This is a genomic window from Dysgonomonadaceae bacterium zrk40, from assembly GCA_016916535.1.
Taxonomy (GTDB): Bacteria; Bacteroidota; Bacteroidia; order Bacteroidales; family Dysgonomonadaceae; genus Proteiniphilum.
Genome location: CP070276.1, coordinates 1,066,344 through 1,093,273 on the forward strand (window position 1 = coordinate 1,066,344; position 26,930 = coordinate 1,093,273).

Sequence of the window (26,930 nt, forward strand, 5' to 3'; positions counted from 1 at the left end):
ATGGAATTTTACGACGTACACACACACCAGATTTTCCTCGAGGAGAACGATGATCCCTATCACTCGTGTATCTTCGATGTTTACCCCCTTGAGTTTGAAGTAGCCAAAGAATCTTACAACCGCCATGCCTTCTCCTGCGGAATTCACCCGTGGTACTCTGAAGACAGCGACACACAGATGGCCTATCTGAATGAGATAGCACCCAATCCGCGCATCATCGCCATCGGCGAGACCGGTTTGGACCGTCTCAAAGGCCCCTCTTTTGAGATTCAGATACCGGTTTTCAAGAAACACATTGCGTTGTCGGAGAAGCTGGGAAAACCTGTGATCATTCACTGTGTGAAAGCCTGGGAAGAGCTGATCAGGGTGAGGCGCGAGACAAAACCCAGACAACCATGGATCATTCATGGCTATCGCGGCAAGCCGGAGCTTACCGAGCAGTTACTCCGGGAGGGATTTCTCTTCTCGGTGGGCGACCAGATCAACGTGGATTCAATGCAGCTGATACCGCTCGATGCCATCTTTTGCGAAACCGACGAAGATGAAATGTCGATACGTGAGGTTTACCAGCAGGCAGCTCGTTCACTCAACATGGAAACGGAGGCATTTGCCTCACGCATCGCGGAGAATGTAAGAAGAATATTCCCCACACTCGATCCGCCAAAGCCTTTTTATCCGGATCAAGAGGAAGAATTGGATTAAACAGATCTCAGAACTAACAACAACATAAAAAAACCGATGGCTATTCCGGATCGAATGCCATCGGTTTTTTATATCAAACAGCGCTAATCAGCTATGGTGCTTGTGATTCTCTTTTAGAAATGCATCCAGCGCCGCGGCCATGGAGGGATAATCGGGCTGAGGCGCCAAACAGTCGAGACGCAGCCCCACCTCTTCCACCGTTTTGGCAGTGCTGTGCCCAAAGCAGCCGATGGCCATTGTCCCCTGTTTGAAGTCGGGGAAGTTGGAGAGCAACGAATGAATCCCCAGAGGGCTGAAAAAGATGATCATGTCATAATCGAGTTTTTCATCTTCCTCGAACTCATTGCTTACCGTGCGGTACATCACACTTTTGGTGTAGTTTATCTTTTTCTCATTGAGGAAGTTGCACACTTCATCGTTGTGCTCTTCCGGCACAGGGAAAAGAAACTTTTCCTTGGCATGTTTGGCAAAAGCATTGTTGAGGCCGTCAATTTTGCCAGTCTGACTGAAAAAGATTTTTCGTTTCCGGTAAACGATGTATTTTTGAAGATAGAGTGCCACCGTTTCCGACACACAGAAATACTTCATAGTTTCGGGAATGGTAATTTTCATCTCCTCACAAATTGAGAAAAACTTATCAACAGCGGTACGGGCCGTAAAGATGACGGCTGTGAAATCGAGGATGTTGATCCGTTGTTGACGAAACTCCTTCAGCGAGACTCGTTCAACCTTGATGAAAGGGTAAAAGTGAATCTCCAGGTGATGCTTCTCAGCGAGGTCGTAATAGGGTGACCTCTCACTGTTGGGCTTGGGTTGTGAAATCAGTAATTTTTTAACTTTCCGGGCGTTCATATTATAATAATTCCAGCAATATTTACCATTGAAAGCGCTCCTTTATAGAATAGAAACCAAGGCGCAATTTCAGTGCCGCAAAGATACACAAAAAAATAGAACCCACCGATTTTATTTTTAACAAAAATATTTAATAACCCGATGATTATGATCATTCGGGAGACCAGAAAGATGGTGGCAAAGACGATCAACAACACCTCCTTGTATTCAGGCAGAAACACAAAACAGACTGCCGGCAGGAAAAGGACAACGCCAATAAGCTCCAGCATACGGGTGTACTGAGTGACCCATCTTTTCATGTCGGCCGAGAGGAAGAATGTCCCGATTAACCTGTATGAAAGCACCTTCAAAGCTGCAAGAATTGAGATAATGGCCATGATTGATGCGAGTACCAACAGTTGATCGGCAAGTACCAGCGAAGAGAGGCCATGATTCCACAAGGCATGAAAAATCACGACAGTACTGATCGCCATGGTCTGAAAGATCAAAAACAGTTCTCCCCATGCCTCCGTAATGGTTACCTGCTCCTTTCTAAGGAGGGTTGCCAATTTCCCCGGCATAAACACATTCCTGAAATTGTCCTGAAATGAGCTCCCCTCCATGTTGTAGAAAAAGGCAAACAGGAGGAAACAGAGCAGAAAGATCAGAAAGAAAAGCGTTTGGAGTGGCGAGTAGAATGGCAGTGAATCACCGCTCATGAAGGGGACAAGGAGTTGTTGCGGAGCATCGGCAACCGAGTCAGGCACAAAAAAAAGGCGACTGCTGTCGGTAGGCAGATATTCATACTGACCCAAAGCGGTCTCCATGGGTAACGACACCAATGAATCCTCCTCGGCTCTCAGGATGTGAAAGGGAATGGAGGGAACGCTATCGGGTGTGATTGTCAGTTGTCTCATCGGCAAAGCAAGTCTCACCACAAATTTACAACTCTTTTCGGGTATTTTTACCAAAAGCGGGATTCCACTCCGGATAATTCTGCAACAGCGCGATCACCTCCTCCGGAGTATCGGCCACCAGCCACATCCTGCGGGAATCATCCCGCATGAAACGTTCCGAAATCATCTTTTCGAAAAAAGTGAGCAACGGATCATAGTAATGATCGGTGTTGAGCAAGATGACCGGATGCCGGGTCAAACCAAGTTGCTTCCAGGTCAGGATCTCAGCCAGCTCTTCCAGCGTCCCCATCCCACCGGGTAACGCCACCACCGCATCGGCTGTGTGAGCCATCAGGGCTTTGCGTTCGTGAATGGTCTCCGTCACGATCAGCTCGGTGAGCTCATCATGTCCCCACCCTGCATCAGACATGAAGCGGGGAATGATTCCCTTTACCCTGCCCCCGTGCTGCAGCACAGCATCATTCAACGCTCCCATCAATCCCTCTCTGCCGGCACCGTTCACACAGGTGATCCCGTTCTTTGCCAGCAGCTCACCCAGGCGGCTTGCCGCCCGGGTGTATACCGGCCCTATCAGGCTGCTGGAGGCACAATAGACCAGAACGTTATATTCCGAATTCTTTTCTGATCGCATCCAGACAATCCAGTTTTTCCCATGTAAACAGCTCCACCTCCATTGTTTTTACATCAGGCATGTAACGCGATTTGAATTCCTTCTTCACCACCTGGGGTGTACGTCCCATATGGCCGTAGGAAGCCGTTTCGAAGTAGATGGGATTGCGCAGCTTGAGACGCTCTTCAATGGCACGGGGTTTCAAGTCGAACATTGTCCTGATCTTCTTTGCAATCTCCCCGTCCGACAACTTCACCTTGCTCTTCCCGAAGGTATCAACGAAGATACTGATGGGTTCATCTACACCGATGGCATAGGAGAGCTGAATCAACATCTCATCTGCAACACCCGCTGCCACCATGTTCTTGGCCACATAGCGCGCGGCATAGGCTGCAGAGCGGTCCACCTTCGAAGGATCTTTGCCGGAGAAGGCACCTCCGCCGTGCGGAGCTTTGCCGCCATAGGTGTCAACGATGATTTTTCTACCGGTCAGACCGGTGTCGCCATGAGGTCCGCCAATCACGAACTTTCCGGTGGGGTTGACATGATAGGTGATCTCTCCCTCAAACAGCTGCTGTATATCTTTACGCCCCTTGTATTGCGCTTTCACTCGCGGGATCAGAATGGTCTTCACATCCGACCGTATGCGCGACTGCATCTCCCTGTCGGCCTCCAGTTGAGCCTCCCGGCTGTTGCCACGAGGCAACTCGAACTCGTCGTGTTGTGTGGAGATCACGATGGTGTCAATACGCAAAGGGGTGCCCTCCTCACTGTACTCCACCGTTACCTGCGACTTGGCATCGGGACGAAGGTAAGGCATCAGTTCCGGCTGGTTCTTGCGGATGTTGGCCAGCTCCTGCATCAGTGCATGACTCAGGTCGATGGGCAGCGGCATGTAACTCTCGGTCTCGTTGGTGGCATAGCCGAACATCATCCCCTGATCGCCGGCACCCTGCACCTCGGCATCCACGCCCCGGTTGATGTCGTCCGACTGCTCGTGAATGCTCGAGAAAACACCGCACGACTCTGCCTCAAAACGGTATTCACTTTTGGTGTAACCAATCGTGGCAATCACCTGACGCGCCACCTCGGCCACATCAACATAGGTCTGCGACTTCACCTCACCGGCAAGCACCACCTGCCCGGTGGTCACCAGGGTCTCACAGGCAACTTTTGAACTGGGATCATGAGCCAGAAATTCATCCAGCAATGCATCGGAGATCTGGTCGGCCACCTTGTCAGGATGTCCTTCCGACACCGACTCGGAAGTAAATAAATAATTCATGTCGTCTGAAATTTAGCAGCGGGATCACACTCTGTTTTGCCGTTCGGTGCATCACCCAACGAAACAAAAGGGAACAGTATCACCCGTTCAATGATTAAAATGTCAAAAACAATTGAGATGGAGAGCCGGACCGCGTCAACGATAAGAAAGAGAAATGCAGGATTCATTTTTAGCATTTTTTTCTGTGGTTGCAAGCAGCTCAAATCTGTCCACATCATATCTTAGGGTACAAAGGTAATAAAATTATGGATTGGTGTAGCTGTAATTTGGTTAAATATTACACCTCACCCTGCAACTACCAATGGCTGACACATCATTCAGACCCGGTGAAAGAGCAAACAAAAAAGAGATCTGAATCGTTATAAATGAGAAAGATCAATCATTCAAAATTCACCCCCATGGAACTGCGTTCACCCGAATCATTCTGGCTCCTGAAAAACGGAATCCCCTATTGCTATCCCTCCCTGCAGGAAAACATTGATTGCGACATCGCCGTAATTGGCAGCGGCATTACCGGCGCACTGATCAGCCATACCCTTCACCGTGCCGGATATAAGACAGTGGTGATCGACAAGCGGGATGTGGCCAACGGAAGCACGGCAGCTACCACATCAATGTTGCAGTACGAGATCGACGTTCCGATGCACAAGTTGGCAGAGTTAATAGGCGAAGAGGGCGCGGTGACCTGTTACAGGGAAGGCATAAACGCCATTGAAATATTGGAAGCGCTGCTCCGGAAAGAGGGAATCGATGCCGGTTTTGAGCGAAAAAAATCGTTGCAGGTGGCACACTCCGGGAAGGCGGTAGCCGATCTGGAAAAGGAGTACCTCTACAGAGAAGCGCATGGCTTCAGGGTTGATTGGCTCAGCCCGGAAGAGATCAGCGTGCGATACAACATGGAGTCTCAACCCGGCATCTTATCCGAAGAGGGAGCATCGATCGATGCGTTTCGTGCAGCACATGAACTGATCAGCCGCAATCATGCCGGAGGAATGCAGGTGTTCGACCATACAGCGGTGAAAGAATTTCAATACGAACCGGATCACGTGAAGATCATCACCGAAGAGGGATTTTTCATTCGCAGCAAGCGGATTGTATTCTGTACCGGCTTCGAGACGCTGCGAATGTTCCGAAAGAAATATGCAGATGTGATCAGCACCTTTGCCTGCGTCAGCGAGCAATCTTTCAACCTCTACCCGCAATTGAAAGATCTGTTGATTTGGGATACTGCCGACCCCTACATCTACATTCGCACAACCGACGATGGTCGCCTGTTGGTGGGGGGTGAAGACATACCCTTCAAATACAACCCGGTGAGTGAGAAGATGAAAGGCAAAAAAAGGGACAAGCTGATCAAAAAGCTGGAGAAGCTCTTCCCCTCTCTCACCTTCCTGGAGGACTACACCTGGGCAGGTGCTTTCGGGGTGACAAAGGATGGGCTGCCCTTCATCGGGGAACATCCCGATTTCCCAAACGCCATCTTTGTGCTGGGGCTTGGGGGCAACGGCATTACCTTCTCGGTGCAAGGGATGGAGCTGGTGCTTAAAATCCTTGCAGGCGAGGATCACCCATTGCTGCACTATTACCGTTTCGACCGATAAAGGGATCCCTACAGGATTCCCTGCTCCCTGAGATATCCTTCCATATCCAGATCGGGCGTGAGATGTACCGCCTGAAATCCCAACTCTCGCGCTGTTACGATGTTGGCTGCATTGTCGTCGATGAAGAGTGACTCTTCAGCTTTCAGTTGATAGCGGTCAAGCAGGATGCGATACAATGCCGGATCAGGCTTCACGATTTTCTCTTCACCCGAAACCACGATCCCGTCGAGTTTTGAAAAAAAGTCGTAGCGCTGCATCGCCAGCGGCAGCGTCTCTGCCGACCAGTTGGTGAGGCCGTAAACACGATATTTTGCTTTTAACGGTTCCACGAGCTGCACATTCGCCTCAATGGTGCCACCCAGCATCTCCTCCCAACGGCCGTAATAGTAGCCAATTTCTTCCTCATATTCAGGATGTCGCTCCTGTCGCTCGCGCGTAGCCACCTCTATTGATCGGCCGGCATCCTGCCTGAGGTTCCAGTCGTAGGGGCAGATATGGGTCAGGAAATAGTTCATCTCCGCTTCTGTTTCAAACAGCTCGCTATAAAGGTAGACGGGGTTCCAGTCGATCAGCACCCCGCCAAAATCAAACACAATATTTCGGATTGTCTTCATCCCGCTTTTCGTTTGTCATCAAGAATTGTGGGGCACAAGGTACGGATATTTTCTGATTGCCACAACCGGTGACAGCTCCAAATCATGCCTCTGGATGAAACACTTTTTCAGGACGAGACAGAGATTAAATAGGGTTCTCAGAGCCTCTAGCCTTATTGCACCCTTATAGCACCCTTATATCCACTCCAAAAATTATCGGAGGGGATATAAAGATGCAATTAGGTTAGAATAAAAGAATAGCTTCCCATAATATTGGAAAAGGTTCACTTTTTTGGTGTAACGCTCTTTCAGGATGACACCCATTCAACAAAAAAGAGATATTACAGAGGTTGTGGAGAGAGTTATATGGATGGGACGTTTTGTTAAAAAATAATGAAATCAGCATGTTGCGCAGTTAATTTGCCTATTTTTGTACTCCTCTTAGAGTAGTTGCATGTCAGTAGAAGTAGATACAAAGCGCATATCAATCCAACTCATCACGCTCCTCCTGGTTGCTGTTGTTGCTGCATCGTGTGGTGCTGGGCGGCAGTCGGTTTCCCAAAAGAGAATCACGAAGAACAGCCTGCAGGAGCAGTTGATCGGCTACAGTAGGAAATACCTGGGGAAACCCTACCGATATGCCGGCAGAGGACCTCATTCTTTCGATTGCTCCGGCTTCACCTCATTCGTTTTCAAAGAGTTCGGTTTCAACCTTGCTTCGAGCTCAGCCGCGCAGGATCAGCAATTTCCCGCGATTGAGGAGAAAAGTAGCCTCAAAAAAGGAGATCTGGTATTTTTCGAGGGGAGAGCCCGCAACGGAATGGTGGGGCACGTGGGAATCGTCACAGAAGTCAGCAGCCACGGTTCGTTTCGTTTCATCCACGCCTCAACCAGCTATGGCGTCATCGTCTCATCATCCACCGAGCCCTACTATGCCGCACGTTACCTGCGGGGTGGAAGGGTGCTAAAGGAAAATATGCCAGTGAGTGCTGAGGAGAACAAAAAAACAACGCCAACAAATCACAAGAAACGTCCTACGCCGCTTACAGCAGGCAACAATGGTTATGCAGTCAACGGTGGAGCAACATTGAACAATCCGGTGAACAAGCGTGACTCGTTACTCCTCAGTGAACATGATCCGCTGAAAAACATGCCGGCAAGGGATAGCAGGAATGCGAACGACCAGGATGACCCCAACAAGGATGAGCGAGTTCAATCGGATATTCAGGCCGTATTGCGGGAAGATAAAAGCACCTTGCCGGAACCCATCGTCACCGATGTTGAAGGAAGCAGGAGGGTGAGACATACCGTGAAGCCGGGTGATACACTCTATGCCATCAGCCGCGAGTATGGCTGCACCGTTGATCAAATCAGGCAGGCCAACCCGCAACTGGGGGATCTTCTGAAAGCGGGTGAGGAACTGCTAATCCCTGTCACTCATCAAACGAAGTGAGACAAGAGGTGGAACATTCGCTTCTTTTGATTACTTTTGCACCTCAAACAGATAAAACAAAAACAATTATGATAACGGCAGACCAACTGAAAGATGTGTTGGAGCGCGAGCATGCGCTGAGGGGGTATCTTTGACGTCGATGCAAAGATCATCCAATTAGAAGAAGAGGAACTGCGGACCCAGTCGCCCGATTTCTGGAACGATGCCAAAGCGGCAGAGAAACAGATGAAGGTGGTGCGTGAACTGAAGTTCTGGATCAATGCCTACCAGGAGGTGAAGGCTGTGGCTGATGAGTTACAGCTCGCTTTCGACTTTGTGAAGGAGGGCATCGTCTCGGAAGAGGAGGTAGATGCACAGTATGCTGAAGCAATCCGCCTGACCGAAGAGCTGGAGCTGAAGAACATGCTTCGCCGTGAGGAGGACAAACTTGGAGCGGTACTGAAGATTAACGCCGGTGCCGGCGGCACCGAGAGCCAGGACTGGGCATCGATGCTCTTCCGCATGTACCAGCGCTGGTGCGAAAGCAAGAATTACAAGACCACCGTCACCAACTGGCAGGATGGCGATGATGCCGGTATCAAGACTGCCACCCTCCAGGTGGAAGGAGATCTGGCCTACGGATTCCTGAAAAGCGAGAACGGGGTGCATCGCCTGGTGAGGGTATCACCCTACAATGCACAGGGAAAAAGGATGACCTCCTTTGCATCTGTATTCGTGGTACCCCTGGTGGACGATACCATCGAGATAGAGGTGAATGCGGCCAACCTGAGCTGGGACACCTTCCGCTCCTCCGGTGCGGGAGGCCAGAACGTGAACAAGGTGGAGACCGGTGTTCGCCTCCATTACTTCCACAAGGATCCCGATACCGGTGAAGAACAGGAGATCGTAATCGAGAACACCGAGAGCCGCTCGCAAATGGGTAACCGCGAAAATGCCTTGCGACTCCTCAAGTCGCAGCTCTATGAGATGGAGCTGGAGAAGCGACGCGCCGCACAGGCTGTCATCGAGGCAGGGAAGAAGAAGATTGAATGGGGTTCTCAGATTCGCAGCTACGTGTTCGACGACCGCCGCGTGAAAGATCACCGCACCAACTACCAGACATCCGACGTGAATGGTGTGATGGACGGCGACCTTGACGACTTCATCAAGGCCTACCTGATGGAATACGGCGGCGACTAGAGTGGCGGAAAATCATCGTCGTTGACAGATAACCCGAAGAGCGCATAGTCATACTTCACCGGATCTTCACGGTCAAACCGGCGAAGCGACTCCATGAGCTGGAGTGCCGTTTTCCAGTCGGTTTGTTTCCGACCGATCAACCCTAGCGCGCGTGCTGTACGATCTACATGCAGATCGAGCGGACAGATCAGTTCCCGCTGGGGGATCCTCTTCCATATGCCGAAATCAACACCTCTCTCATCGCTGCGCACCATCCAGCGCAGATACATGTTCAACCGCTTACAGGTTGCATTGCGGGCAGGCGATGCCACATGCTTTCTGGTACGTTGTGGCATATCAGGATCATTCACGAATGTTTCTTGAAATCGGACCAGTGAATCTTCCACGGAATGAAAAAAGCCTTCATCAGAAAGAAAAGCATCTTCGAGCGACGCATGCTTTTGGTACTGCCTTTTTAGAAAACTGATGAAGTAAAGCAAGTCGGTGTCATTAAAAGTGCGGTGTTTGAAACCCAACAGACCCCTCAGATCCTCTTCGCCATGCTCCATGACAAACCGGTAGGGTTCATCTCCCATCCGGTGCATCAGCTCATTGCACTTTGAAAGGATGGTCTTTCGCTGTCCCCAGGCAAGGAGCGCAGCAAAAAGACCACTTATCTCCCGGTCCTTGTCTGTGGCATAACGGTGGGGAATGGCGATGGGGTCATTCACGATGAAAGACTTCCGGTTGTATTGATCGGCTTTCTCATCCAGGAAACTTTTCAGTTCTTGCATCTCTCAACAATATATATTTGGTACAAAAGTACCTCAATTTCTTAAAAAGAGTTACATTTGTAATGTTGTTTAATCAAAAGCAATGGTCATTATCTGAAACCAAATCATCACATGGATCGTCCCCTCACCAATATGCGCCTCATGCTGAAATATGTGCTTTCCCTTGTGGCCTGTCTCTCGTCTTTTGCAGCATTGGGACAAATCAGTCACGGAGGGAAACCACTCTCAATTGAAATCTTACCGGGAATACGTACCATCACGGCTGCAGAGGATCTATACGTAGAGATGCCTCCTCTCAGCAACGAGGCGGAATTGTGGCGATCGTCACAGGAGGAGTCTTCACTGAGGAGTCTCCATTTTGCCCATAAGTTTCACAAGTTTATCCGTCCCGACAACGCAGGCATCACCTTTCACTGGGAGCACATGAAGGTGTGGCGGGTAGGCATCCGCTCCAAGGGGGCCTATTCCCTCAACATCCTTTTCACACAGTTCAGACTTCCCCCCGGCGCCGCTGTTTTTGTTTACAACGCAGATCAGACAGAAATCCTGGGTTCCTTCACGGAAGAGAACAACAGCGAGCTGGAAATGCTTCCGGTTCAGCCTATCGGTGGAGATGAACTGATCGTGGAATACCAGGAACCGGTGGATGCACTCTTCCCGGGTGAAATTGAAATTGGGGAGGTGAATCATGACTTCCGTGGCATCTTCCGTGCGGCAGAGCCGCGTGATCCTGCTCAGGATTGTCATCCCAACATTGTCTGTTACCCGGAAGACATCCTTCCCGGGAGCGGTGTGGTGGGACTCATTATCAATGGAATCACCTACTGTACCGGCTCACTGGTGAACAACACCTCGGAGGATGGAACCCCTTATCTGCTGACAGCAACGCACTGCCTCAACAACGATTATGACGCTCGATTTCTTGCCAACAGGAAATATGACATGATAGCAGGAACGATTGTTGCATTCTTCAACTACCAGTCGCCCCTCTGCTCTACCGATATACGGGGGCCCCTGCAAATGACGTTGGCCTCTGCCGACTCGCTGTTGATCAGCGAACGACACGACATCTCGCTGCTGCGCTTCAAGGATATCCCCCCTGCAACATACCAACCCTATTACCTGGGATGGGATGCGACGGCAACACCCTTAGCTCCTTTTCACGGCATCCACCACCCGAATGGAGGCATCAAGAAGGTGGCAGTGGATGAGGGTTCCCTGTCTGTCACCTCATTTCCCGGTTCAAAATACAACATGAAACCTTATGCTCACTGGGAGATGAAAGGATGGGAAACGGGAGCCACTGAGGGTGGTTCTTCGGGATCACCCCTCCTCGACCGGGAGAAGCGAATTGTGGGCACCTTAACCGGTGGTGTTTCGATGTGCTCCTCACCGCGGGGACCGGATCAATATGCCTCGCTCAACAAGTTCTGGAACGTTTCCGATTCACTGGACAATCCCCTACCCATCAACCATTACCTGGATCCCGGCGGCACACAGGCCATCAATGTTCGGGGATATGAGCCATATGCCAGCAACCCCTACAGCAGGAGCATGAACTTCGGCACCGATGAGAAACCTGTTGAAACACTCCACCAATCGATCCCCATGTTCGCGACCAACAATACTTTTGGTTATGCTGAATTTGCAGAAGAGTTTTACACCGATGGTCCGGTGCTGTTGGAGGGCGTATTCATCTCTTCACCAGCAAACAGCAACATGCTGAAAAATGACATCAGAATCAGGGTTTATACTGGCAACGAGAAGCCTGAGTTGTTAAGACACGAACAATCCTACCAATACAGTTATCTCTATTATGGCAACAATCGTTTTTCAGCTACCGGTCGCAACATGCGACACAGCGTGGAGAACTACATTGCCTTCGATCATCCGGTAACGGTTACAGGCTCCTTCTACATCTCCTATTACGATGCCAACGGCACAACGAATGGATTCACCGTCTTCAATGCTGAACCACGTGCAATTGGATCAGGAAAGATCTCCACAGCCTGGATATTGAACGGCAATGGCTGGGAGCGCTCTTCCGAGAACATTGAGAATCCGGTCAACACCTCTCTTTTGATTGTCCCCTATCTGATTGGGAAGAAAAACGTTACGGTAGATCCTGAAACGGAGGATTTAGAGATAAAAGCGTACTATGCCGGTGAAGTTGGACGAATCTTTGTGGAATCGAATTTCGAATTGTTGGAATGGGAACTCTTTTATGTTTCCGGACAGAAGATACTGCAAGGAAGGGCTGAAAAAAGTATGAACAGGGCATCATTCCCGGCAGCTTAGCTCCCCAAAGGGGTTTACATCGTCCGTGTCAAAACCACTGATGGAACGCAAACTGCCAGGAAGATATTGGTGATGTAAGTTGTGGTTACTGCTTGTTGTCTCCCTCTTCAAGTGAGCCATCAGCCGGCACGACCTGTGATTGCACAGAATCTGCAACTCCTGCAACTGCCTCCGACTCGGGGTTGTTCTCTTCTTGTTCAACTTTTTCCATCTGCTCTTTCAGATAATCGGAGATGATATTGCTGCCCTCTCTTACATCCTCTGAACGTTTGTACTCGTTGTCAACCGGTTCTTCTTTGACTTTGGGAATCACTTTCTGATGCACGATGAGCCGATCACCAATATCGATTCGTGTGTTCCGCAAACCATTCCAGGTCTGAAGTTGTGAAACACGAACACCGTTGGATTGAGCAATCTTACCCAGTGTATCACCCTTTCTGACGCGATAGTATTGGTTGACAGTCTCGACATCTTCACCCCCACTCTGTTGAGCCGTAAGCTCACCGGCATTGTTGGATGGTGGAACAACAGCCTTTCTACCCACTACCAATAGCTTGCCAATTCCGATCCTGTTTGACTTCAGCCCATTCCAGGATTTCAATTGTGAGAGTGTGAGCCCGTTTCTGCGGGCAATGGTAGAGAGGTTGTCCCCTTTCCTGACACGATAGTAAACATTCTCCCCATTCCCGGAGGTTAGGGTGCCATTGTTTAAAAAGTGATCGGTATTTGAACGGTGGGTATTGTAAATACTTTTGTTGTAGGCAAGGATCTCGTTGTGTCGATCTACAAATGCATACATTTTTTCCGATGGGAGCACCAATGCGTAGGGTTTAAAATTACCGGGGATCACATCTTTTCTGAACTGCGGATTGAGGCCTCTCAGCTCTTCAACCGGAATCTCCAAAACGGCTGCTACCTGATCAAGATGCAAACGTTCGTTCACATGTACCGTATCAAGTGCTGTGAGAGAGGTTTGCATATGTGCCGGACAGATGTTGTGGTCGGCATAATGGTGCATGATATAATTGGCTGCGATGAAAGCAGGTACGTAGCCTCTTGTTTCGCGCGGCAGTCTGTAATAGATCTGCCAGTAGTCGCGCTTACCACCGCTACGGGCAATGGCTTTGTTCACGTTCCCCGGGCCACAGTTGTATGCGGCAATCACAAGGTTCCAGTCGTGATAGATTGCATACAGATCTTTCAGATAGCGCACCGCAGCCTCTGTCGCTTTGTGAGGATCCCTCCGCTCATCCACGAGGCTGTTCACCTCCAGGCCATAGCCTTTTCCGGTGCGCAGCATGAACTGCCAAAGGCCGGTAGCTCCCGCCCGTGAGACGGCAACCGGATTGAGTGCCGACTCGATCACAGGAAGATACTTCAGCTCCAGGGGAAGACCTTCCCTGTCGAGCGCCTGTTCAAACAGTGGGAAGTAATAGTCGCCAAGCGCAAGCATATAGCTCACCTGTTCCCTTCGGCGGGAAGCATACATCTCGATGTAACGTTTCACCACACTGTTGAATGAGAGCTCCATCAACGTTGGCATGCTGTGAAGCCGAGAGATGTAGACCGAATCGGGAAAAAGCACATTTGCTCCGCGCATGCACTCCTCATCACTCTCGTTGAGATCAATCTGCCAGTCACGCAGCAACTCACTTAGTTGACCGGTCATGCTTTCGGGAAATACGATGGCATTGTCGGTAATGCTATCATTCTCTGCCGGCCTTGGTTCCTGGGCCCTTGCGAAAGAAATCAGCCATATAGAGCAAAGTGCGAGCAGGACATTTTTATTCATACGAATCATATTTTACATCTGTTGTACCCGGTGAACCTTTAAGATTAAAGTGTGCTGCGAAGCAACCTCCAACCGAGTATCATTAAAAATTAAAACTGAGCTGCAATCCATAAGAGGAGGCAGCCGAAATACCGGTTTGTGGTTCTCTGAGAACAGCCGGAGCCAGTTGCATGGAGAGATCAGTGCTCATGTCAAAATCGAACAGCTGGGCATCCACATAGGCATCGACCATCGCAAGCATATACAATGCCACTGTGCCAATGATGCTCAGATCGCGGTAATATCTGTAATAATCTTTTCTCTTCTGCAATACATCAGTGAACCATTTCTGGTCAATCGTTTCCGGATCTCTGCCGTATGGGAGCAGGTCATGCCAGCGATTGGTTTCGGGATTGCTGTCCATGATATCTTGGTAAGCCCCCAGATAATCACGATACAACCCGTTGTTCCAGGTGATGGCGTAGGTGAAGCCCACAAATCCGCCGTAGAGGATGGGTAACTTCCAGTATTTCCTGTTGTACACTTGTCCCATACCGGGAAAGATAGCAGAATAGAGAACTGCCTTTCGTGGAGTGGGACGAAAACTCTCGGAAGAAGCAAAAAAAGAGTCTGATGGTGTGGCGACGAGAAGGGAATCAACCGCATCACGAAATGTGACGGTGTCAACTGTTTGGGTTAAGACTGAATCAGGAGGCAACAGTTCATCCTCAGGAGACATTGCAGGGGCAGTGATTTCCTGTGCCTGCAGCAATGTTGATCCAAAGGCAAAGATCAAACCGAGTAGAAATGCAGCTTGCTTCATCCTGCGCTCATTTATTCATTTTGTCGAACATCACGATCAGCCGTTCCAGCTCCTCAGGTGTGTGAAACGGGATGGTGATTTTTCCTTTCCCGCTCTTGTTGCAGGTAAACTGGACATCGGTACGGAAATAGGTGGAGAGGTGCTGCTTCAATGCATCAAACTCACCATCCTGCATCTGCCGGGAGAGACGATCTCCTGAACTTCTCTTTCTGCTTGACTTCGGTTTGACGCTGTCAGCATCACTCTTCTCCCGTACCATCATCTCTACCTTGCGTACAGAAAGGCCCTCTTCGATAATGTTGTTGTAAATGGCCAACTGTGTCACCGGATCATCAATGGTGACCAGTGCACGGGCATGCCCCATTTCTATTTTCTTGTCCTTGACACCCATCTGCACTTCGGCAGGGAGTTTCAACAAACGCAGATAGTTAGTCACCGTGGCTCTTTTCTTGCCCACCCGTTCGCTTAATTGCTCCTGCGTGAGGGAGAGGGTTTTGATGAGGGTCTGGTATGCCAGGGCTATCTCTATTGAGTTAAGGTCTTCCCGTTGTATGTTCTCGATGAGCGCCATCTCCATGGTCTCATCTTCATCGGCAATCTTAATATACGCGGGAATGGAATGGAGACCCGCCATCTGCGAAGCACGGTAGCGCCGCTCACCGGCAATGATTTGATAACTCTCTTCATCCAGTTTGCGTAGCGTGACAGGCTGGATCACACCAATGGAGCGGATAGAAGCAGCCAGCTCATTCAAACCCTCCTCGCTGAATGCCCTCCGCGGCTGATCGGGGTTGGGAATGATCTTGTCAAGTTCCACCTCACTGATGGAAGATGAACCACTGGCCTCACTCTCATTGAAGGTGATCAGCGCGTCCAAACCTCTTCCTAATGCATTTTTTTTCGCCATCGTTCATCGGGTTAGGGTGCAAAGTTAGGATTTTTTTTCGATAAGCTCTTGTGCCAGCTGCATGTGGTTGATGGCTCCACGGGAACCGGCATCATACATCAATGCCGGTTTGGCATGGCTTTGTGACTCGCTGAGAGTGATATTTCGCTGAATAACAGTGTTAAAAACCAACTCCTTGAAATGGTGTTTCACCTCCTCGTAGATCTGGTTGTGGAGGCGCAGGCGGGAGTCGTACATGGTGAGTACAAAACCCTCAATTTCCAATCGCCTGTTCAACTTCGACTTGATAATCTTGATGGTATTGAGCAACTTGCTTAACCCCTCCAGTGCAAAATATTCGCATTGAACCGGAATCATCACTGCGTCGGCTGCCGTGAGCGCATTTACCGTAATGATCCCCAGTGATGGAGAGCAGTCGATCAAAATGAAATCATAGGCATCGTTGAGCGGCAGCAACAGGTCGCGTAGTCTGCGTTCTCTGTTTTCCATCTGCACCATCTCCAGCTCTGCCCCAACTAGGTTGATGTGCGAGGAGATGATGTCAATATGTTCAAACGGAGTATGGTGTACCGCCTCGCGTGGTGCGCACTTACCAATCAGTCCTTCATAGATTGTGTTTTTGACCTTCTTGATATCAATACCCAATCCGGAGGAGGCGTTCGCCTGCGGATCGGCATCCACAACAAGTACTTTTTTTTCCAGTGCGGCAAGAGATGCCGCCAGGTTAATCGTGGTGGTTGTTTTCCCCACCCCTCCTTTTTGATTTGCCAGTGCGATGATCCTACCCATATATCCTCATTTACAGCCACCTATCTTTTCTCATCACAGAAAAGAGAAAGAATACCGAATCAATGAAACACGGCACTTCCCCAAGGGCTTTTTGAAGGGGCAAAATAAGCAATAATTCAAATAATACTGTGTTAATTAATGAAAAGGTTCGCTATTTTGTTGATAAATCAGAAAAGTGGCTGTCATTCTCCCACTACTCCCACAAAAAATCAGTGTCCTTACCGTGCCGACCCAGCAAGTTATCCTTTTCAAAGAAAAACTGCTCTTCACCAAATGCAGGCACCAATTCATCAAACCAGGTGGCTTTCTTGTCATATTTCGCAAAAAATGGAATATCTACCAGATTTGGATTGCGACACTGAATGAAACGCAGAACAAAGACCTTTTCACCTTGCACCTCGGTTACGCCCAATATTTGAATCTTACCGGGGTTGGCACTCATGCTCGGACCCCGCACCGTTCGTGCCACACCGCTCACGTTGCGATAAGCCTTGCGGAAGATCTTCCAGGCCTTCTCCAGTGGCACATCAAAGAATGCCTTTGATCCTGTATCACGCGCCACAAACATATAGTAGGGAATCAATCCGAGGTTGACCTGATCTCTCCACATCGTGGCCCACAACTGAGAATCATCGTTTATATGACGCAGCAGGGGCGACTGTGTCCTGATTTGAGCACCTGTGTTGCGGATTCGATCAATTGCCTGCTTTACAGCATCGGTTGAGAGCTCCACGGGATGATTGAAATGGGCCTGAAACGCGAGGTGCTTACCCGCCTTGGTCACCTTCTCGAAGAGTCGCATCAAATCGTCGGCATCCTTGTCGGTAAGAAATCGATAGGGCCAATAGCCAAGTGTTTTAGATCCGATTCGGATGGTACGGATATGCTCATATTCCTTTGTCAACAAAGGCTCTATATAAGCAGCCATGATATTTGTTTTGGCAGTAAGGGGATCACCGCCGGTAAAGAGTACATCTGACACCTTGGTATGCTTCTTCAGATAACGGTGCAACAGATCGGCCTCCTTCATGGCAAATTTCAACTCGTTCATGCCGGAGAACTGTGGCCAACGAAAGCAAAAGGTGCAATAGGCATGACAGGTCTGCCCCTGGCTGGGAAAGAATAGTACCGTTTCACGATACTTATGCTGCATGCCATGCAACTTGATACCATCAATTGAGGGTACGTTGTGCTCTTGTCCCGCAGGATTGGGGTTCAGTTTGAGACGGATTTCATGTACCCGCTTCTTCAACCCGGCCTCATCATTGTTGTCGAGCAGTTTCTTCACTTGTTCGTAATGAGACTTGGAGAGCATCTCCTTGCGGGGGAAGGTAAGCGTGAAGATAGGATCGTTGGGTACGTTATCCCAGTTAATCAGCTCCTCTACCACATAATTGTTCGACTTGAAAGGCAACACCTGACCCACTACCCTGATGGCCTCACGTTCCTCTTCAGTGAGCCTCTGCAACTGAGGCAGGTCGTTGTAGTTGCGAAGAATAAAATTCCTGTATTTCCGGGTTTCCATATTGAATCGTTCTTATGTTAGTTGATGAACCACAGGAGATGAAAGTAAATCCAGCCAGAAAAGTATGGGCAAAGAATAGAGATGCAGTTCAGAAAAACAAAAATAGTAAAAACCTATCAAAAAGACAAATTATCATGATTGCCAATTATGAATTTAGCATAAAAATAAACAGATTGATTGAATTCATCTCTGAACAAAAGATTTTTTTCAGAAATCAGTTCTATTTACAAATATAATGATTACTTTTGCCTCCCAATGAGTATGGTATATTCACATAGACACTCCCGCAAAGCTAACGACCTGGTCCGACGATGCTTTTAACAAATGCAGGCAATCCTATGCCTGTAGTTCTCTCGCTTTATACGTCGGTCTTTCGGCGTCAATCAACAACCATTTAATTTTTTTTTGTTTTAGGATGAATGTAGAAATTCATATAGCCAACAGCAGCTACATAGGGTACGCGCAGGAGATCTGCGACCTCATATACGAATCGGCACAAGCCCGGGGCACTGGTATTGCCCGGCGCAGTGCCGAATATGTGGCTGAAAAAATTGATGCCGGAAAAGCAGTGATTGCCCTTGACGGAGAACGCCTTGTGGGATTTGCCTATATTGAGACTTTCAGCCACCAGCGATTCGTGGCTAACTCGGGATTGGTGGTCCATCCCGACTATCGGAACCAGGGGCTGGCAAAAAAGATCAAAAGAAGGATCTTCGATTTATCGCGCAAGCTGTACCCCAACGCCAAGATCTTCAGTATCACCACCGGTCTTGCGGTGATGAAGATGAATACCGAATTGGGATTTAAGCCGGTCACCTTTTCCGAGCTGACCGACGATGCAGAATTCTGGAAGGGTTGTCAGGGATGTCGCAACTATGACATCCTACAGCGCAACAGCCACAAGATGTGCCTTTGCACTGGTTTGCTCTTTGACCCCAAGGCAAAACCCGTGCAGGAGGCGAGTCCCTTTGCCAAAAAAGTGGTCAAACCGGTTATAAAGACGAGGAAAACAAATAAAATGTTTAAGAAATGAAGGAAAAAGTAGTATTGGCATTCAGCGGCGGTCTCGACACGTCGTTTTGTGTACCCTGGCTGATGAATGAGAAAGGGCTGGATGTGCACACCGTGATTGTAAACACCGGCGGGTTCTCTGCCGAAGAGGCGAAACAGATTGAAGAGCGTGCCCTCACGCTGGGTGCTGCCTCACATACCTGCATCGACGCCGTGGATGATTACTATGCCCGCGGAATCAAATACCTGATATTCGGCAATGTGTTAAAAAATAACACCTACCCCCTCTCGGTTAGTTCTGAACGATTCTTTCAGGCAATGGCAGTGCTGGATCACGTAAAGAAGGTAGGTGCAGAATACGTGGCACATGGCAGCACCGGCGCCGGCAACGACCAGGTGCGCTTCGATCTGGTATTCGAAGTACTGGCACCCGAGGTGATGATTCTGGCTCCCATCCGGGAGCTGGCGCTGTCGCGCCAGCAGGAGATTGATTACCTCAAGGAGAAAGGATTTGATTTCTCCTGGGAGAAATCGAAATACTCCATCAACCAGGGTATCTGGGGCACTAGCGTGGGAGGCGTGGAGACATTGAAATCTTCCGGCGTGCTGCCTGAAGAGGCTTACCCTTCACAGGTGACAGCCGGTGGGGCGGAACGCATCACCATCGGATTTGCAAAAGGGGAACCGGTGTCGTTCAACGGTGAAAAGATGAACCCTGTTGCACTGATACACCATTTACATAAGGTAGCATCTAAATATGGCATCGGTCGCGATGTGCATGTGGGTGACACCATCATCGGCACAAAAGGAAGGGTGGCTTTTGAAGCACCGGCTCCGCTGATCATCGTGAAGGCACACCACCTGCTTGAGAAGCATGTGCTCACAAAGCAGCAGCTCTATTGGAAGGATCAGCTTTCCAACTGGTATGGACAGCTGATGCACGAGGCACAATACCTTGAGCCGGTGATGCGCAACATCGAAACCTTCCTCACCGATACTCAGCAATTTGTGACCGGCGAGGTGCAGATAGAGTTGCGGCCCTACCACTTTGCGGTGTTGGGTTGCACCAGCGACCATGACCTGATGAGTTCCCGTTTTGGTGAGTATGGCGAATCGAACAAATCATTCTCCGGACAGGATGTGGTGGGCTTCACCAGGGTGACCGCCAATCCGCTGAAAATTTACTATACCATCCACGATCATGATCAGAGTTAGCATAGCAGGCGGAACGGGATACACGGCAGGAGAGCTGTTGCGTATCCTGCTGCGTCACCCACAGGTAGAAATAGAATCAGTGATCAGCACCACCTCTGTAGGGATACCGGTAGCCGAGGTGCACCGGGACCTGCTGGGGGAAACCGATCTGATTTTCACTGAAACATTCAACCATCCCGATGTGATCTTCCTTTGCCTTGGCCACGGTCTCTCGCGTAATTTCCTTGAAAAAAACCAACTTCCGCAGGGTTGTAAGGTCATCGACCTGGGCAATGACTTCCGCAATGAACCTGTTTTTGAAGGGAAGGAGTTCATTTTCGGGCTGTGCGAACTAAACAGGGAAAAGATCCGCAATACAGACCAAGTGGCCAACCCGGGATGTTTTGCCACCTCCATCATGCTGGCACTACTGCCCCTGGCTGCTGAGAACCTGCTGAAAGAGGAGATCCACGTGCATGCCATCACCGGCTCTACCGGTGCCGGCAAGAAACCGGGGGAAACCACCCATTTCAGCTATCGCGACAACAACCTGTCGGTTTACAAGCCTTTCACGCACCAGCACCTGGAAGAGATCGGCAATACATTGATGGCAGCCGGGAGCAGCAATCTGCCACAGATCAATTTTGTGCCGATGCGTGGCGATTTCACCCGCGGCATCTTTGCCAGCGTCTACACCAAATGGATGGGCACGATGTCGGGAAAGGAGATGATTGAACGATACAAGGCATACTATGCTTCTTCACCCTTCGTCTTTGTTTCTGATAAGAGCATCAGCCTGAAAGAGGTGGTGAACAGCAACAAAGGACTGCTGCACATAGATTTTCACAACGGATACATCCACATCACCTCCATCATCGACAACCTGGTGAAAGGAGCCTCCGGACAGGCGGTGCAGAACATGAACCTGATGTTCGGGCTGGATGAAACAATTGGGCTGAAACTGAAAGGAACAGCATTTTAAAGACATTCAGACAGATGGGTGTGAAGCTATGAGAATGTGAGGACTGGGCAACTTTCAATCGAGGCTTCAGAGAATCAACGAATCAACAAATCAGCATATGAGACTTTTCGATGTGTACAGCTTATGGGATATTGAACCGGTAAAGGGGAACGGATGCCGGGTTTGGGATAAAAACGGTACGGAGTACCTTGATCTCTATGGTGGTCATGCAGTGATCTCAATAGGACACTCACACCCCCGACAGGTAGAGGCGTTGCAAAAACAGGTCGCTAAGCTTGGGTTCTACTCCAATTCGGTACAGAACTCACTGCAGCTGGAACTGGCTGAGAAACTGGGTGAACTGAGCGGCTACCCGGACTACTCCCTCTTTCTCTGTAACTCAGGAGCCGAAGCAAACGAGAATGCATTGAAGCTGGCCTCATTCCACACCGGAAGGAGTCGGGTGATCGCATTCAGTGAAGCATTCCACGGCCGCACCTCCGGTGCTGTGGCGGTGACAGACAACCCGGCAATACAAGCCCCCTTTAACAAGGGACACCAGGTGACCTTCCTGCCATTGAACAACCCGGAAGTTGTGGGACAAGAGTTGCAAAAAGGAGATGTGGCAGCGGTACTGATTGAGGGAATACAAGGTGTTGCGGGCATTTATACTCCCGACAATACTTTTCTGAAGGCTTTGCGCGAACTTTGCAGCCTTTATGCAACTCCGTTGATTCTCGATGAGATTCAATCGGGATATGGTCGTACCGGTGATTTCTTCGCCCACCAGGCTGCCGGCATCCGGCCAGACATCATTACCACAGCCAAAGGGATGGGCAATGGCTTCCCTATCGGAGGAGTGTTGATATCACCTCATTTCGAAGCCAAAAAAGGAATGCTGGGGACCACCTTCGGCGGCAATCACCTGGCCTGTGTAGCCGCAATCGCGGTGCTTGACGTGATGAAGGAGGAGTCTTTGATGGCAAATGCCCGGAAAACAGGTGATCACCTTATGAAGGAAATCTCCAGGCTGGAAGGGATTACAGAGATTCGCGGCCGGGGACTGATGATCGGAATATCATTTCAACCTCATCTTTCTGGGATCAGGAACGAGCTGCTCTTCCGCCACCATATCTTTACCGGAGGTGCAAAGAACAATGTGATGCGGTTGCTGCCCCCACTGTCCATCACAAAGGCAGAAGCGAATCAATTTCTGGCAGCGCTGCGGGAATCAATCGAGGCTACAGTGAAATCAATCTGATGAATCGAAACAATAAAAAGAGGTATATGAAACATTTTACTTCCGTACAGGATATCGGAGACCTGCAACAGGCGCTGGAAAAAGCAAGATTTGTAAAGGAGAACCCATTTGCCGATCAGGCACTGGGACGCAACAAAACCCTGATGCTGATTTTCTTCAATTCAAGCCTTCGCACACGACTGAGTACCCAGAAAGCAGGTATGAATCTGGGCATGAACGTGATGGTGCTCGACATCAACCAGGGTGCCTGGAAGCTGGAAACAGAAAGAGGCGTGGTGATGGATGGCGATAAGCCGGAGCACATCCTGGAAGCAATACCGGTGATGGGTTCCTATTGCGATGTCATCGGTGTCCGCTCATTCGCCCAGTTCGAGAACAAGGAAGACGACTACAACGAAGTGATTCTGAATCAATTCATTCGTTACTCCGGTAAACCTGTGTTCAGCATGGAGGCGGCGACACGCCATCCGCTGCAAAGCTTTGCCGACCTGATCACCATCGAGGAGCACAAAAGGAATGAGCGCCCCAAGGTGGTACTCACCTGGGCACCTCATCCACGCGCACTGCCACAGGCGGTACCCAACTCATTTGCCGAATGGATGAATGCTGCAGACTATGAGTTTGTGATTACTCACCCGAAGGGATATGAACTGGATCCTCAATTTGTGGGTAATGCAACGGTAGAGTATGACAAAGTGAAAGCCTACCGGAATGCAGATTTCATCTACGCGAAGAACTGGGCCGCATACAGTGATCCGAACTACGGCAAGGTGCTCTCCACCGACCGCTCCTGGACGGTTGATGGATCCAAGATGGCTTTGACAAACGATGCCTGGTTCATGCACTGTCTCCCTGTTCGACGCAACATGATTGTCACCGACGAGGTGATTGAGAGTCAACACTCCATCGTAATCCCGGAGGCAGCCAACAGGGTGGTATCGGCACAAACCGTACTCAAGGAAATCCTTCTGTCCATCTAAAATTTGTAACTGAGTAAGCTTGCAGTTTCAAAATAGTCAAAAGCTGACAGCTGAATGCTGATTGTAAAAAAAACATGAAAGAGAAAATTTCCATCGTAAAAATCGGCGGCAACATCGTTGACAACCCTGAGGCATTGCAGGCTTTCCTGGCAGACTTCAGAGAACTGGAAGGCAGGAAGGTACTGGTACACGGGGGGGGGGTGCTGGCCTCGAAGATGGCCCGACAGCTGGGCATCGAGACAAAGATGGTGGAAGGCAGGCGAATTACAGATGAAAATACGATAAGGCTAGTGACCATGGTGTATGCCGGTTGGATCAACAAGAGCATCGTCGCCCTGCTGCAACAAATCGGCTGCAATGCCCTCGGCCTCTCAGGTGCTGATGCCAACGTGATCCCTTCTGTACGCCGCTCACCTGAACCAATCGATTTCGGGTTCGTAGGTGATCCCGACCCGGCGAAGATCAACGCACCCTTTATTGCCCAGCTCGTGGACAATGGCATCGTCCCTGTTTTCTGTGCCATCACGCACGACGGCCAGGGCTCACTGCTGAACACCAATGCCGACACCATCGCTTACTCGGTAGCCACTGCCCTCTCGGCTCATTTTGAAACGACCCTCTTTTACTGTTTTGAAAAAGAGGGGGTATTAAGGGATCTCAATGATACGGAGAGCCTGATCCCAACAATGAGACAGGAAGAGTGTGACACACTGAAAAAAGAGGGCATCATTGCAGACGGCATGATCCCGAAGCTGGACAACTCTTTCAGGGCAATCAGTCAGGGAGTATCGAAGGTGATAATCCTGCATGCAAAAAATCTGCTGACAGGAAAAGGCACCCTTTTAACAGGATCATGATCAAAGAAAAAAACTATTCCATTGTTCAAACTCATTCTATCTGACCCGAACCATCCTATGAACAGTACGCCACATATAGCCAATGAGCTCCTGCGAAAGCTGATATCAATCAGCTCTTTCTCCGGAAAGGAAGATGAACGGGCCGATTTGCTGACAAGGTTTTTTACTGAACGGGGCATCACGGTTGAACGGCATGGGAACAACCTGGTCATGCGAAACCAGTCTACCGACCGCTATAGGCCAACCCTGATGCTCAACTCACACATCGACACGGTACAACCTGCATCAGGCTACAGCTTCGACCCCTTCAACCCGCCTCTCTCCGACACCCATATCTACGGATTGGGCAGCAACGATGCGGGTGTCAGCGTGGTGGCGATGATCATGACCTTCCTTCACTTTTATGGGGAATCACTTCCCATTAACCTTGTGTTGGCCCTCACGGCAGAGGAGGAAAACTCGGGACCCGCCGGAATGAGCCATCTATGGCAACAACTCAGACAAGAGGTAGATATGGCAATCATCGGCGAACCCACAGGAATGAGGGCCGCGATCGCGGAAAGAGGGCTTCTGGTGATTGACGGCGAAGCAAAGGGTGTGAGCGGACACGCCGCCCGTGATGAGGGAACAAATGCACTCTACATCGCAATGGAAGATATCACCACCCTTCGTTCGGCCGGATTTGACCGGATCTCCCCCACGATGGGAGCGGTAAAGCTCACGGTGACACAGATCCAGGCAGGGACACAGCACAACGTGGTACCCGATTGTTGTCGTTTTGTGGTGGACATACGCCCCACGGAGCAGTACAGCAACAGCGAGTTAATGGAAATGTTGCAGCCTTTGGTGAAGAGCAAGCTCACAGCGCGCTCATTGACCAACCGAAGCTCTGCCACTCCCGCCGATCACCTTCTGCTAAAGTGTGTGGAAGCGATGGGCATTGAGAGCTACACCTCTCCAACCACCTCCGACTGGATGCGGATCACCTGTCCGGCCGTGAAGATGGGTCCGGGTGAGTCGGCACGCTCCCACCAGGCCGATGAATATGTACTGACGGCCGAACTGGAACAGGGTATCGACAGATACATTGCATTTATCACAAAACTGGCAAATTTAAGCGACAACTGATTTGCCACAAGTGGTAACAGCTTAAAAGTTAAAGCATACAGCATACAGAAAAAATACAACTATGGCAAAAATATGGGACAAAGGCTTTGATGCCAACAAACAGGTGGAAGCCTTCACAGTAGGCAACGACAGAGAACTGGATCAGAGGCTCGCAAAACATGATATCAAGGGATCAATGGCTCATATCCGCATGCTTGCTGCCATCGGGCTGCTGGATGCTGATGAGGAAATCGTACTGCGCAAGGAGCTGGAAGCAATTCTCAGCGAGGTGGAGCAAGGCAACTTCCAGCTGGATGATGATGCCGAGGATATCCACTCACAGGTGGAAGCAATGCTCACCACACGACTCGGCGAAATGGGAAAAAAAATTCATTCCGGACGTTCCCGCAACGACCAGGTGTTGCTTGATATCAAGCTATACCTGAAGGAAGAGATCCGGCAGATCAAAGAGGAGATGCTGCAGCTGTTCGACCTGTTGCAGTCGCTCAGCGAGAGACACAGGGAGGTATTGCTGCCGGGATACACACACCTTCAAATCGCCATGCCCTCCTCCTTCGGCCTCTGGTTCGGCGCCTATGCCGAGACGCTGGTAGATGACATGCACACGCTGGCAGCAGCCTGGCGAGTCGCCGACCAAAATCCGCTCGGTTCAGCTGCAGGTTATGGCAGCTCCTTCCCAATCGACAGAGAGATGACCACCCGGGAGCTGGGTTTCTCCACCATGGCATACAATGTGATTGCCGCTCAGATGGGAAGGGGCAAGAGCGAGCGCATCCTGGCCCAGGCGATGGCCAACATCGCCTCCACCCTTAACCGGCTGGCATCTGACAACTGTCTCTTTCTCTCCGGTAATTTCGGTTTCATCTCCTACCCAGCCGAATTGACCACCGGATCCAGCATCATGCCACACAAGAAAAACCCCGATGTATGGGAGTTGATCAGGGGGCACAGCAATCGTCTGCAGAGCCTCCCCAATGAGATCACCCTGATGACCACCAACCTACAGCACGGATATCACCGTGACTATCAGTTGCTCAAGGAGATACTCTTCCCTGCGATTGAAACCTTACACCGCCTCTTACAGATGACCCGGTTCATGTTGGAGCATATTGAAGTAAACAGGGAAATCCTTGATGACAGCAAATATGACTATCTCTTCACGGTGGAGGAGGTCAACCAGCGCGTCCTGGCGGGTATCCCTTTCAGGGAAGCCTACAAAGAGGTTGGCCGTGAAGTTGAAGAGGGCACCTTCCTTGCACGGAAAGAGGTGCACCACACCCATGCCGGCAGCATCGGCAATCTATGCACAGGGGAGATCAAACGAAAGATGACAATGGCTTCGGAAAATATCAGGTAAGCAACGACCGTTACCCTACGAGTCCCTGTTTCTGATGGTTTGCAACGCATATTTGCCTGCAAACCATTTTTTTTGCAACTATGTTGTGTATTAAGAGAACACTTTTCACGTCCTTATTTCCACC

24 protein-coding genes are annotated in these 26,930 nt (G+C 49.9%); 13 read left to right on the forward strand and 11 right to left on the reverse strand.

Going from position 1 to position 26,930, the window contains the following annotated elements; genetic code table 11:
- Window positions 1–702 carry a TatD family hydrolase gene (locus JS578_04605; protein QRX64530.1) on the forward strand — a complete coding sequence of 234 codons (702 nt, stop codon included), beginning with the start codon at window positions 1–3 and terminating at the stop codon, window positions 700–702.
- Window positions 703–789: 87 nt separating this feature from the next.
- On the opposite strand, the gene JS578_04610 is transcribed toward JS578_04605, so the two are convergent.
- Genes JS578_04610 through JS578_04625 form a run of 4 tightly spaced genes read right to left on the reverse strand, consistent with a single transcriptional unit; the run spans window position 790 to window position 4,345 of the window.
- Window positions 790–1,554 carry a uroporphyrinogen-III synthase gene (locus JS578_04610; GenBank protein QRX64531.1) on the reverse strand — a complete coding sequence of 255 codons (765 nt, stop codon included), beginning with the start codon at window positions 1,552–1,554 and terminating at the stop codon, window positions 790–792.
- Window positions 1,551–2,450 (reverse strand): DUF4271 domain-containing protein, encoded by a 900-nt coding sequence (locus tag JS578_04615; protein QRX64532.1) that lies wholly within the window; start codon window positions 2,448–2,450, stop codon window positions 1,551–1,553. Before JS578_04615 ends, JS578_04610 begins: the two co-directional genes overlap by 4 nt.
- A gap of 25 nt (window positions 2,451–2,475) precedes the next feature.
- Window positions 2,476–3,081 carry a TIGR00730 family Rossman fold protein gene (locus JS578_04620; GenBank protein QRX64533.1) on the reverse strand — a complete coding sequence of 202 codons (606 nt, stop codon included), beginning with the start codon at window positions 3,079–3,081 and terminating at the stop codon, window positions 2,476–2,478.
- Window positions 3,053–4,345: a methionine adenosyltransferase gene (locus tag JS578_04625; protein ID QRX64534.1), complete on the reverse strand. Its 1,293-nt coding sequence runs from the start codon at window positions 4,343–4,345 to the stop codon at window positions 3,053–3,055. The genes JS578_04620 and JS578_04625 overlap by 29 nt, the downstream gene beginning before the upstream one ends.
- Before the next feature lie 365 nt (window positions 4,346–4,710).
- On the opposite strand from JS578_04625, the gene JS578_04630 reads away from it, so the two are divergent.
- On the forward strand, window positions 4,711–5,946 hold the full coding sequence (locus JS578_04630; protein ID QRX64535.1) for an FAD-binding oxidoreductase: 1,236 nt from the start codon (window positions 4,711–4,713) through the stop codon (window positions 5,944–5,946).
- 8 nt (window positions 5,947–5,954) lie between these two features.
- Here JS578_04630 and JS578_04635 read toward each other — a convergent pair whose 3' ends face one another.
- Entirely contained in the window at window positions 5,955–6,560 is a 606-nt protein-coding gene (locus JS578_04635) for an HAD family phosphatase (protein ID QRX64536.1), read from the reverse strand.
- 433 nt (window positions 6,561–6,993) lie between these two features.
- On the opposite strand from JS578_04635, the gene JS578_04640 reads away from it, so the two are divergent.
- Together JS578_04640 and prfB are read left to right on the forward strand one after the other, a co-directional pair.
- Window positions 6,994–7,992, forward strand: coding sequence for a C40 family peptidase (locus JS578_04640; protein QRX64537.1), 999 nt, complete (start codon window positions 6,994–6,996; stop codon window positions 7,990–7,992).
- A 68-nt stretch (window positions 7,993–8,060) separates the two neighbouring features.
- Window positions 8,061–9,171 (forward strand): peptide chain release factor 2 gene (gene prfB, locus JS578_04645; protein QRX64538.1). Its coding sequence is split into 2 segments (ribosomal slippage): window positions 8,061–8,123 and window positions 8,125–9,171, totalling 1,110 coding nucleotides; the frame shifts between segments, so codons are not numbered across the junction.
- On the opposite strand, the gene JS578_04650 is transcribed toward prfB, so the two are convergent.
- Window positions 9,168–9,935: a TIGR02757 family protein gene (locus tag JS578_04650; protein QRX64919.1), complete on the reverse strand. Its 768-nt coding sequence runs from the start codon at window positions 9,933–9,935 to the stop codon at window positions 9,168–9,170. The genes prfB and JS578_04650 overlap by 4 nt on opposite strands.
- A gap of 120 nt (window positions 9,936–10,055) precedes the next feature.
- On the opposite strand from JS578_04650, the gene JS578_04655 reads away from it, so the two are divergent.
- Window positions 10,056–12,242, forward strand: a complete 2,187-nt coding sequence (locus tag JS578_04655; protein QRX64539.1) for a trypsin-like peptidase domain-containing protein — start codon at window positions 10,056–10,058, stop codon at window positions 12,240–12,242.
- An 85-nt stretch (window positions 12,243–12,327) separates the two neighbouring features.
- Here the strand turns inward: JS578_04655 and JS578_04660 are convergent, their stop codons facing one another.
- The 5 genes from JS578_04660 to JS578_04680 all read right to left on the reverse strand — a co-directional run bounded on the left by JS578_04660 (window position 12,328) and on the right by JS578_04680 (window position 18,057).
- Window positions 12,328–14,034 carry a transglycosylase SLT domain-containing protein gene (locus JS578_04660; GenBank protein QRX64540.1) on the reverse strand — a complete coding sequence of 569 codons (1,707 nt, stop codon included), beginning with the start codon at window positions 14,032–14,034 and terminating at the stop codon, window positions 12,328–12,330.
- Between the two features lie 82 nt (window positions 14,035–14,116).
- Window positions 14,117–14,836, reverse strand: coding sequence for a hypothetical protein (locus JS578_04665; protein QRX64541.1), 720 nt, complete (start codon window positions 14,834–14,836; stop codon window positions 14,117–14,119).
- 7 nt (window positions 14,837–14,843) lie between these two features.
- Entirely contained in the window at window positions 14,844–15,743 is a 900-nt protein-coding gene (locus JS578_04670) for a ParB/RepB/Spo0J family partition protein (protein QRX64542.1), read from the reverse strand.
- A gap of 24 nt (window positions 15,744–15,767) precedes the next feature.
- Entirely contained in the window at window positions 15,768–16,532 is a 765-nt protein-coding gene (locus JS578_04675; protein ID QRX64543.1) for a ParA family protein, read from the reverse strand.
- A 193-nt stretch (window positions 16,533–16,725) separates the two neighbouring features.
- Window positions 16,726–18,057 carry a lysine 2,3-aminomutase gene (locus JS578_04680; GenBank protein QRX64544.1) on the reverse strand — a complete coding sequence of 444 codons (1,332 nt, stop codon included), beginning with the start codon at window positions 18,055–18,057 and terminating at the stop codon, window positions 16,726–16,728.
- Window positions 18,058–18,472: 415 nt separating this feature from the next.
- Between JS578_04680 and JS578_04685 the strand changes: the two genes are divergently transcribed.
- From JS578_04685 to argH, 8 genes are all read left to right on the forward strand, one after another.
- A complete protein-coding gene (locus JS578_04685; GenBank protein ID QRX64545.1) occupies window positions 18,473–19,090 on the forward strand; it encodes a GNAT family N-acetyltransferase in 618 nt (205 codons plus the stop codon).
- A complete protein-coding gene (argG, locus tag JS578_04690) occupies window positions 19,087–20,283 on the forward strand; it encodes an argininosuccinate synthase (protein ID QRX64546.1) in 1,197 nt (398 codons plus the stop codon). The genes JS578_04685 and argG overlap by 4 nt, the downstream gene beginning before the upstream one ends.
- Complete coding sequence (locus tag JS578_04695) at window positions 20,270–21,244, forward strand: N-acetyl-gamma-glutamyl-phosphate reductase (protein QRX64547.1); 975 nt, start codon at window positions 20,270–20,272, stop codon at window positions 21,242–21,244. The genes argG and JS578_04695 overlap by 14 nt, the downstream gene beginning before the upstream one ends.
- Window positions 21,245–21,341: 97 nt before the next feature.
- Window positions 21,342–22,484 (forward strand): aspartate aminotransferase family protein, encoded by a 1,143-nt coding sequence (locus JS578_04700; protein ID QRX64548.1) that lies wholly within the window; start codon window positions 21,342–21,344, stop codon window positions 22,482–22,484.
- Between the two features lie 26 nt (window positions 22,485–22,510).
- On the forward strand, window positions 22,511–23,464 hold the full coding sequence (locus JS578_04705) for an N-acetylornithine carbamoyltransferase (protein ID QRX64549.1): 954 nt from the start codon (window positions 22,511–22,513) through the stop codon (window positions 23,462–23,464).
- A 74-nt stretch (window positions 23,465–23,538) separates the two neighbouring features.
- Complete coding sequence (gene argB / locus JS578_04710) at window positions 23,539–24,321, forward strand: acetylglutamate kinase (protein QRX64550.1); 783 nt, start codon at window positions 23,539–23,541, stop codon at window positions 24,319–24,321.
- 57 nt (window positions 24,322–24,378) lie between these two features.
- Window positions 24,379–25,449 carry a M20/M25/M40 family metallo-hydrolase gene (locus tag JS578_04715; GenBank protein ID QRX64551.1) on the forward strand — a complete coding sequence of 357 codons (1,071 nt, stop codon included), beginning with the start codon at window positions 24,379–24,381 and terminating at the stop codon, window positions 25,447–25,449.
- Window positions 25,450–25,510: 61 nt separating this feature from the next.
- The gene (argH, locus tag JS578_04720) at window positions 25,511–26,806 is read left to right on the forward strand and encodes an argininosuccinate lyase (GenBank protein QRX64552.1); all 1,296 of its coding nucleotides are present in this window, start codon (window positions 25,511–25,513) and stop codon (window positions 26,804–26,806) included.
- Window positions 26,807–26,930 lie beyond the last annotated feature (124 nt).

Coding starts and splice junctions, on each gene's coding strand:
- JS578_04605 (QRX64530.1), top strand. CDS start 1: ATGGAATTTTACGACGTACACACACACCAGATTTTCCTCGAGGAGAAC.
- JS578_04610 (QRX64531.1), bottom strand. CDS start 1,554: ATGAACGCCCGGAAAGTTAAAAAATTACTGATTTCACAACCCAAGCCC.
- JS578_04615 (QRX64532.1), bottom strand. CDS start 2,450: ATGAGACAACTGACAATCACACCCGATAGCGTTCCCTCCATTCCCTTT.
- JS578_04620 (QRX64533.1), bottom strand. CDS start 3,081: ATGCGATCAGAAAAGAATTCGGAATATAACGTTCTGGTCTATTGTGCC.
- JS578_04625 (QRX64534.1), bottom strand. CDS start 4,345: ATGAATTATTTATTTACTTCCGAGTCGGTGTCGGAAGGACATCCTGAC.
- JS578_04630 (QRX64535.1), top strand. CDS start 4,711: ATGAGAAAGATCAATCATTCAAAATTCACCCCCATGGAACTGCGTTCA.
- JS578_04635 (QRX64536.1), bottom strand. CDS start 6,560: ATGAAGACAATCCGAAATATTGTGTTTGATTTTGGCGGGGTGCTGATC.
- JS578_04640 (QRX64537.1), top strand. CDS start 6,994: ATGTCAGTAGAAGTAGATACAAAGCGCATATCAATCCAACTCATCACG.
- JS578_04655 (QRX64539.1), top strand. CDS start 10,056: ATGGATCGTCCCCTCACCAATATGCGCCTCATGCTGAAATATGTGCTT.
- JS578_04660 (QRX64540.1), bottom strand. CDS start 14,034: ATGAATAAAAATGTCCTGCTCGCACTTTGCTCTATATGGCTGATTTCT.
- JS578_04665 (QRX64541.1), bottom strand. CDS start 14,836: ATGAAGCAAGCTGCATTTCTACTCGGTTTGATCTTTGCCTTTGGATCA.
- JS578_04670 (QRX64542.1), bottom strand. CDS start 15,743: ATGGCGAAAAAAAATGCATTAGGAAGAGGTTTGGACGCGCTGATCACC.
- JS578_04675 (QRX64543.1), bottom strand. CDS start 16,532: ATGGGTAGGATCATCGCACTGGCAAATCAAAAAGGAGGGGTGGGGAAA.
- JS578_04680 (QRX64544.1), bottom strand. CDS start 18,057: ATGGAAACCCGGAAATACAGGAATTTTATTCTTCGCAACTACAACGAC.
- JS578_04685 (QRX64545.1), top strand. CDS start 18,473: ATGAATGTAGAAATTCATATAGCCAACAGCAGCTACATAGGGTACGCG.
- argG (QRX64546.1), top strand. CDS start 19,087: ATGAAGGAAAAAGTAGTATTGGCATTCAGCGGCGGTCTCGACACGTCG.
- JS578_04695 (QRX64547.1), top strand. CDS start 20,270: ATGATCAGAGTTAGCATAGCAGGCGGAACGGGATACACGGCAGGAGAG.
- JS578_04700 (QRX64548.1), top strand. CDS start 21,342: ATGAGACTTTTCGATGTGTACAGCTTATGGGATATTGAACCGGTAAAG.
- JS578_04705 (QRX64549.1), top strand. CDS start 22,511: ATGAAACATTTTACTTCCGTACAGGATATCGGAGACCTGCAACAGGCG.
- argB (QRX64550.1), top strand. CDS start 23,539: ATGAAAGAGAAAATTTCCATCGTAAAAATCGGCGGCAACATCGTTGAC.
- JS578_04715 (QRX64551.1), top strand. CDS start 24,379: ATGAACAGTACGCCACATATAGCCAATGAGCTCCTGCGAAAGCTGATA.
- argH (QRX64552.1), top strand. CDS start 25,511: ATGGCAAAAATATGGGACAAAGGCTTTGATGCCAACAAACAGGTGGAA.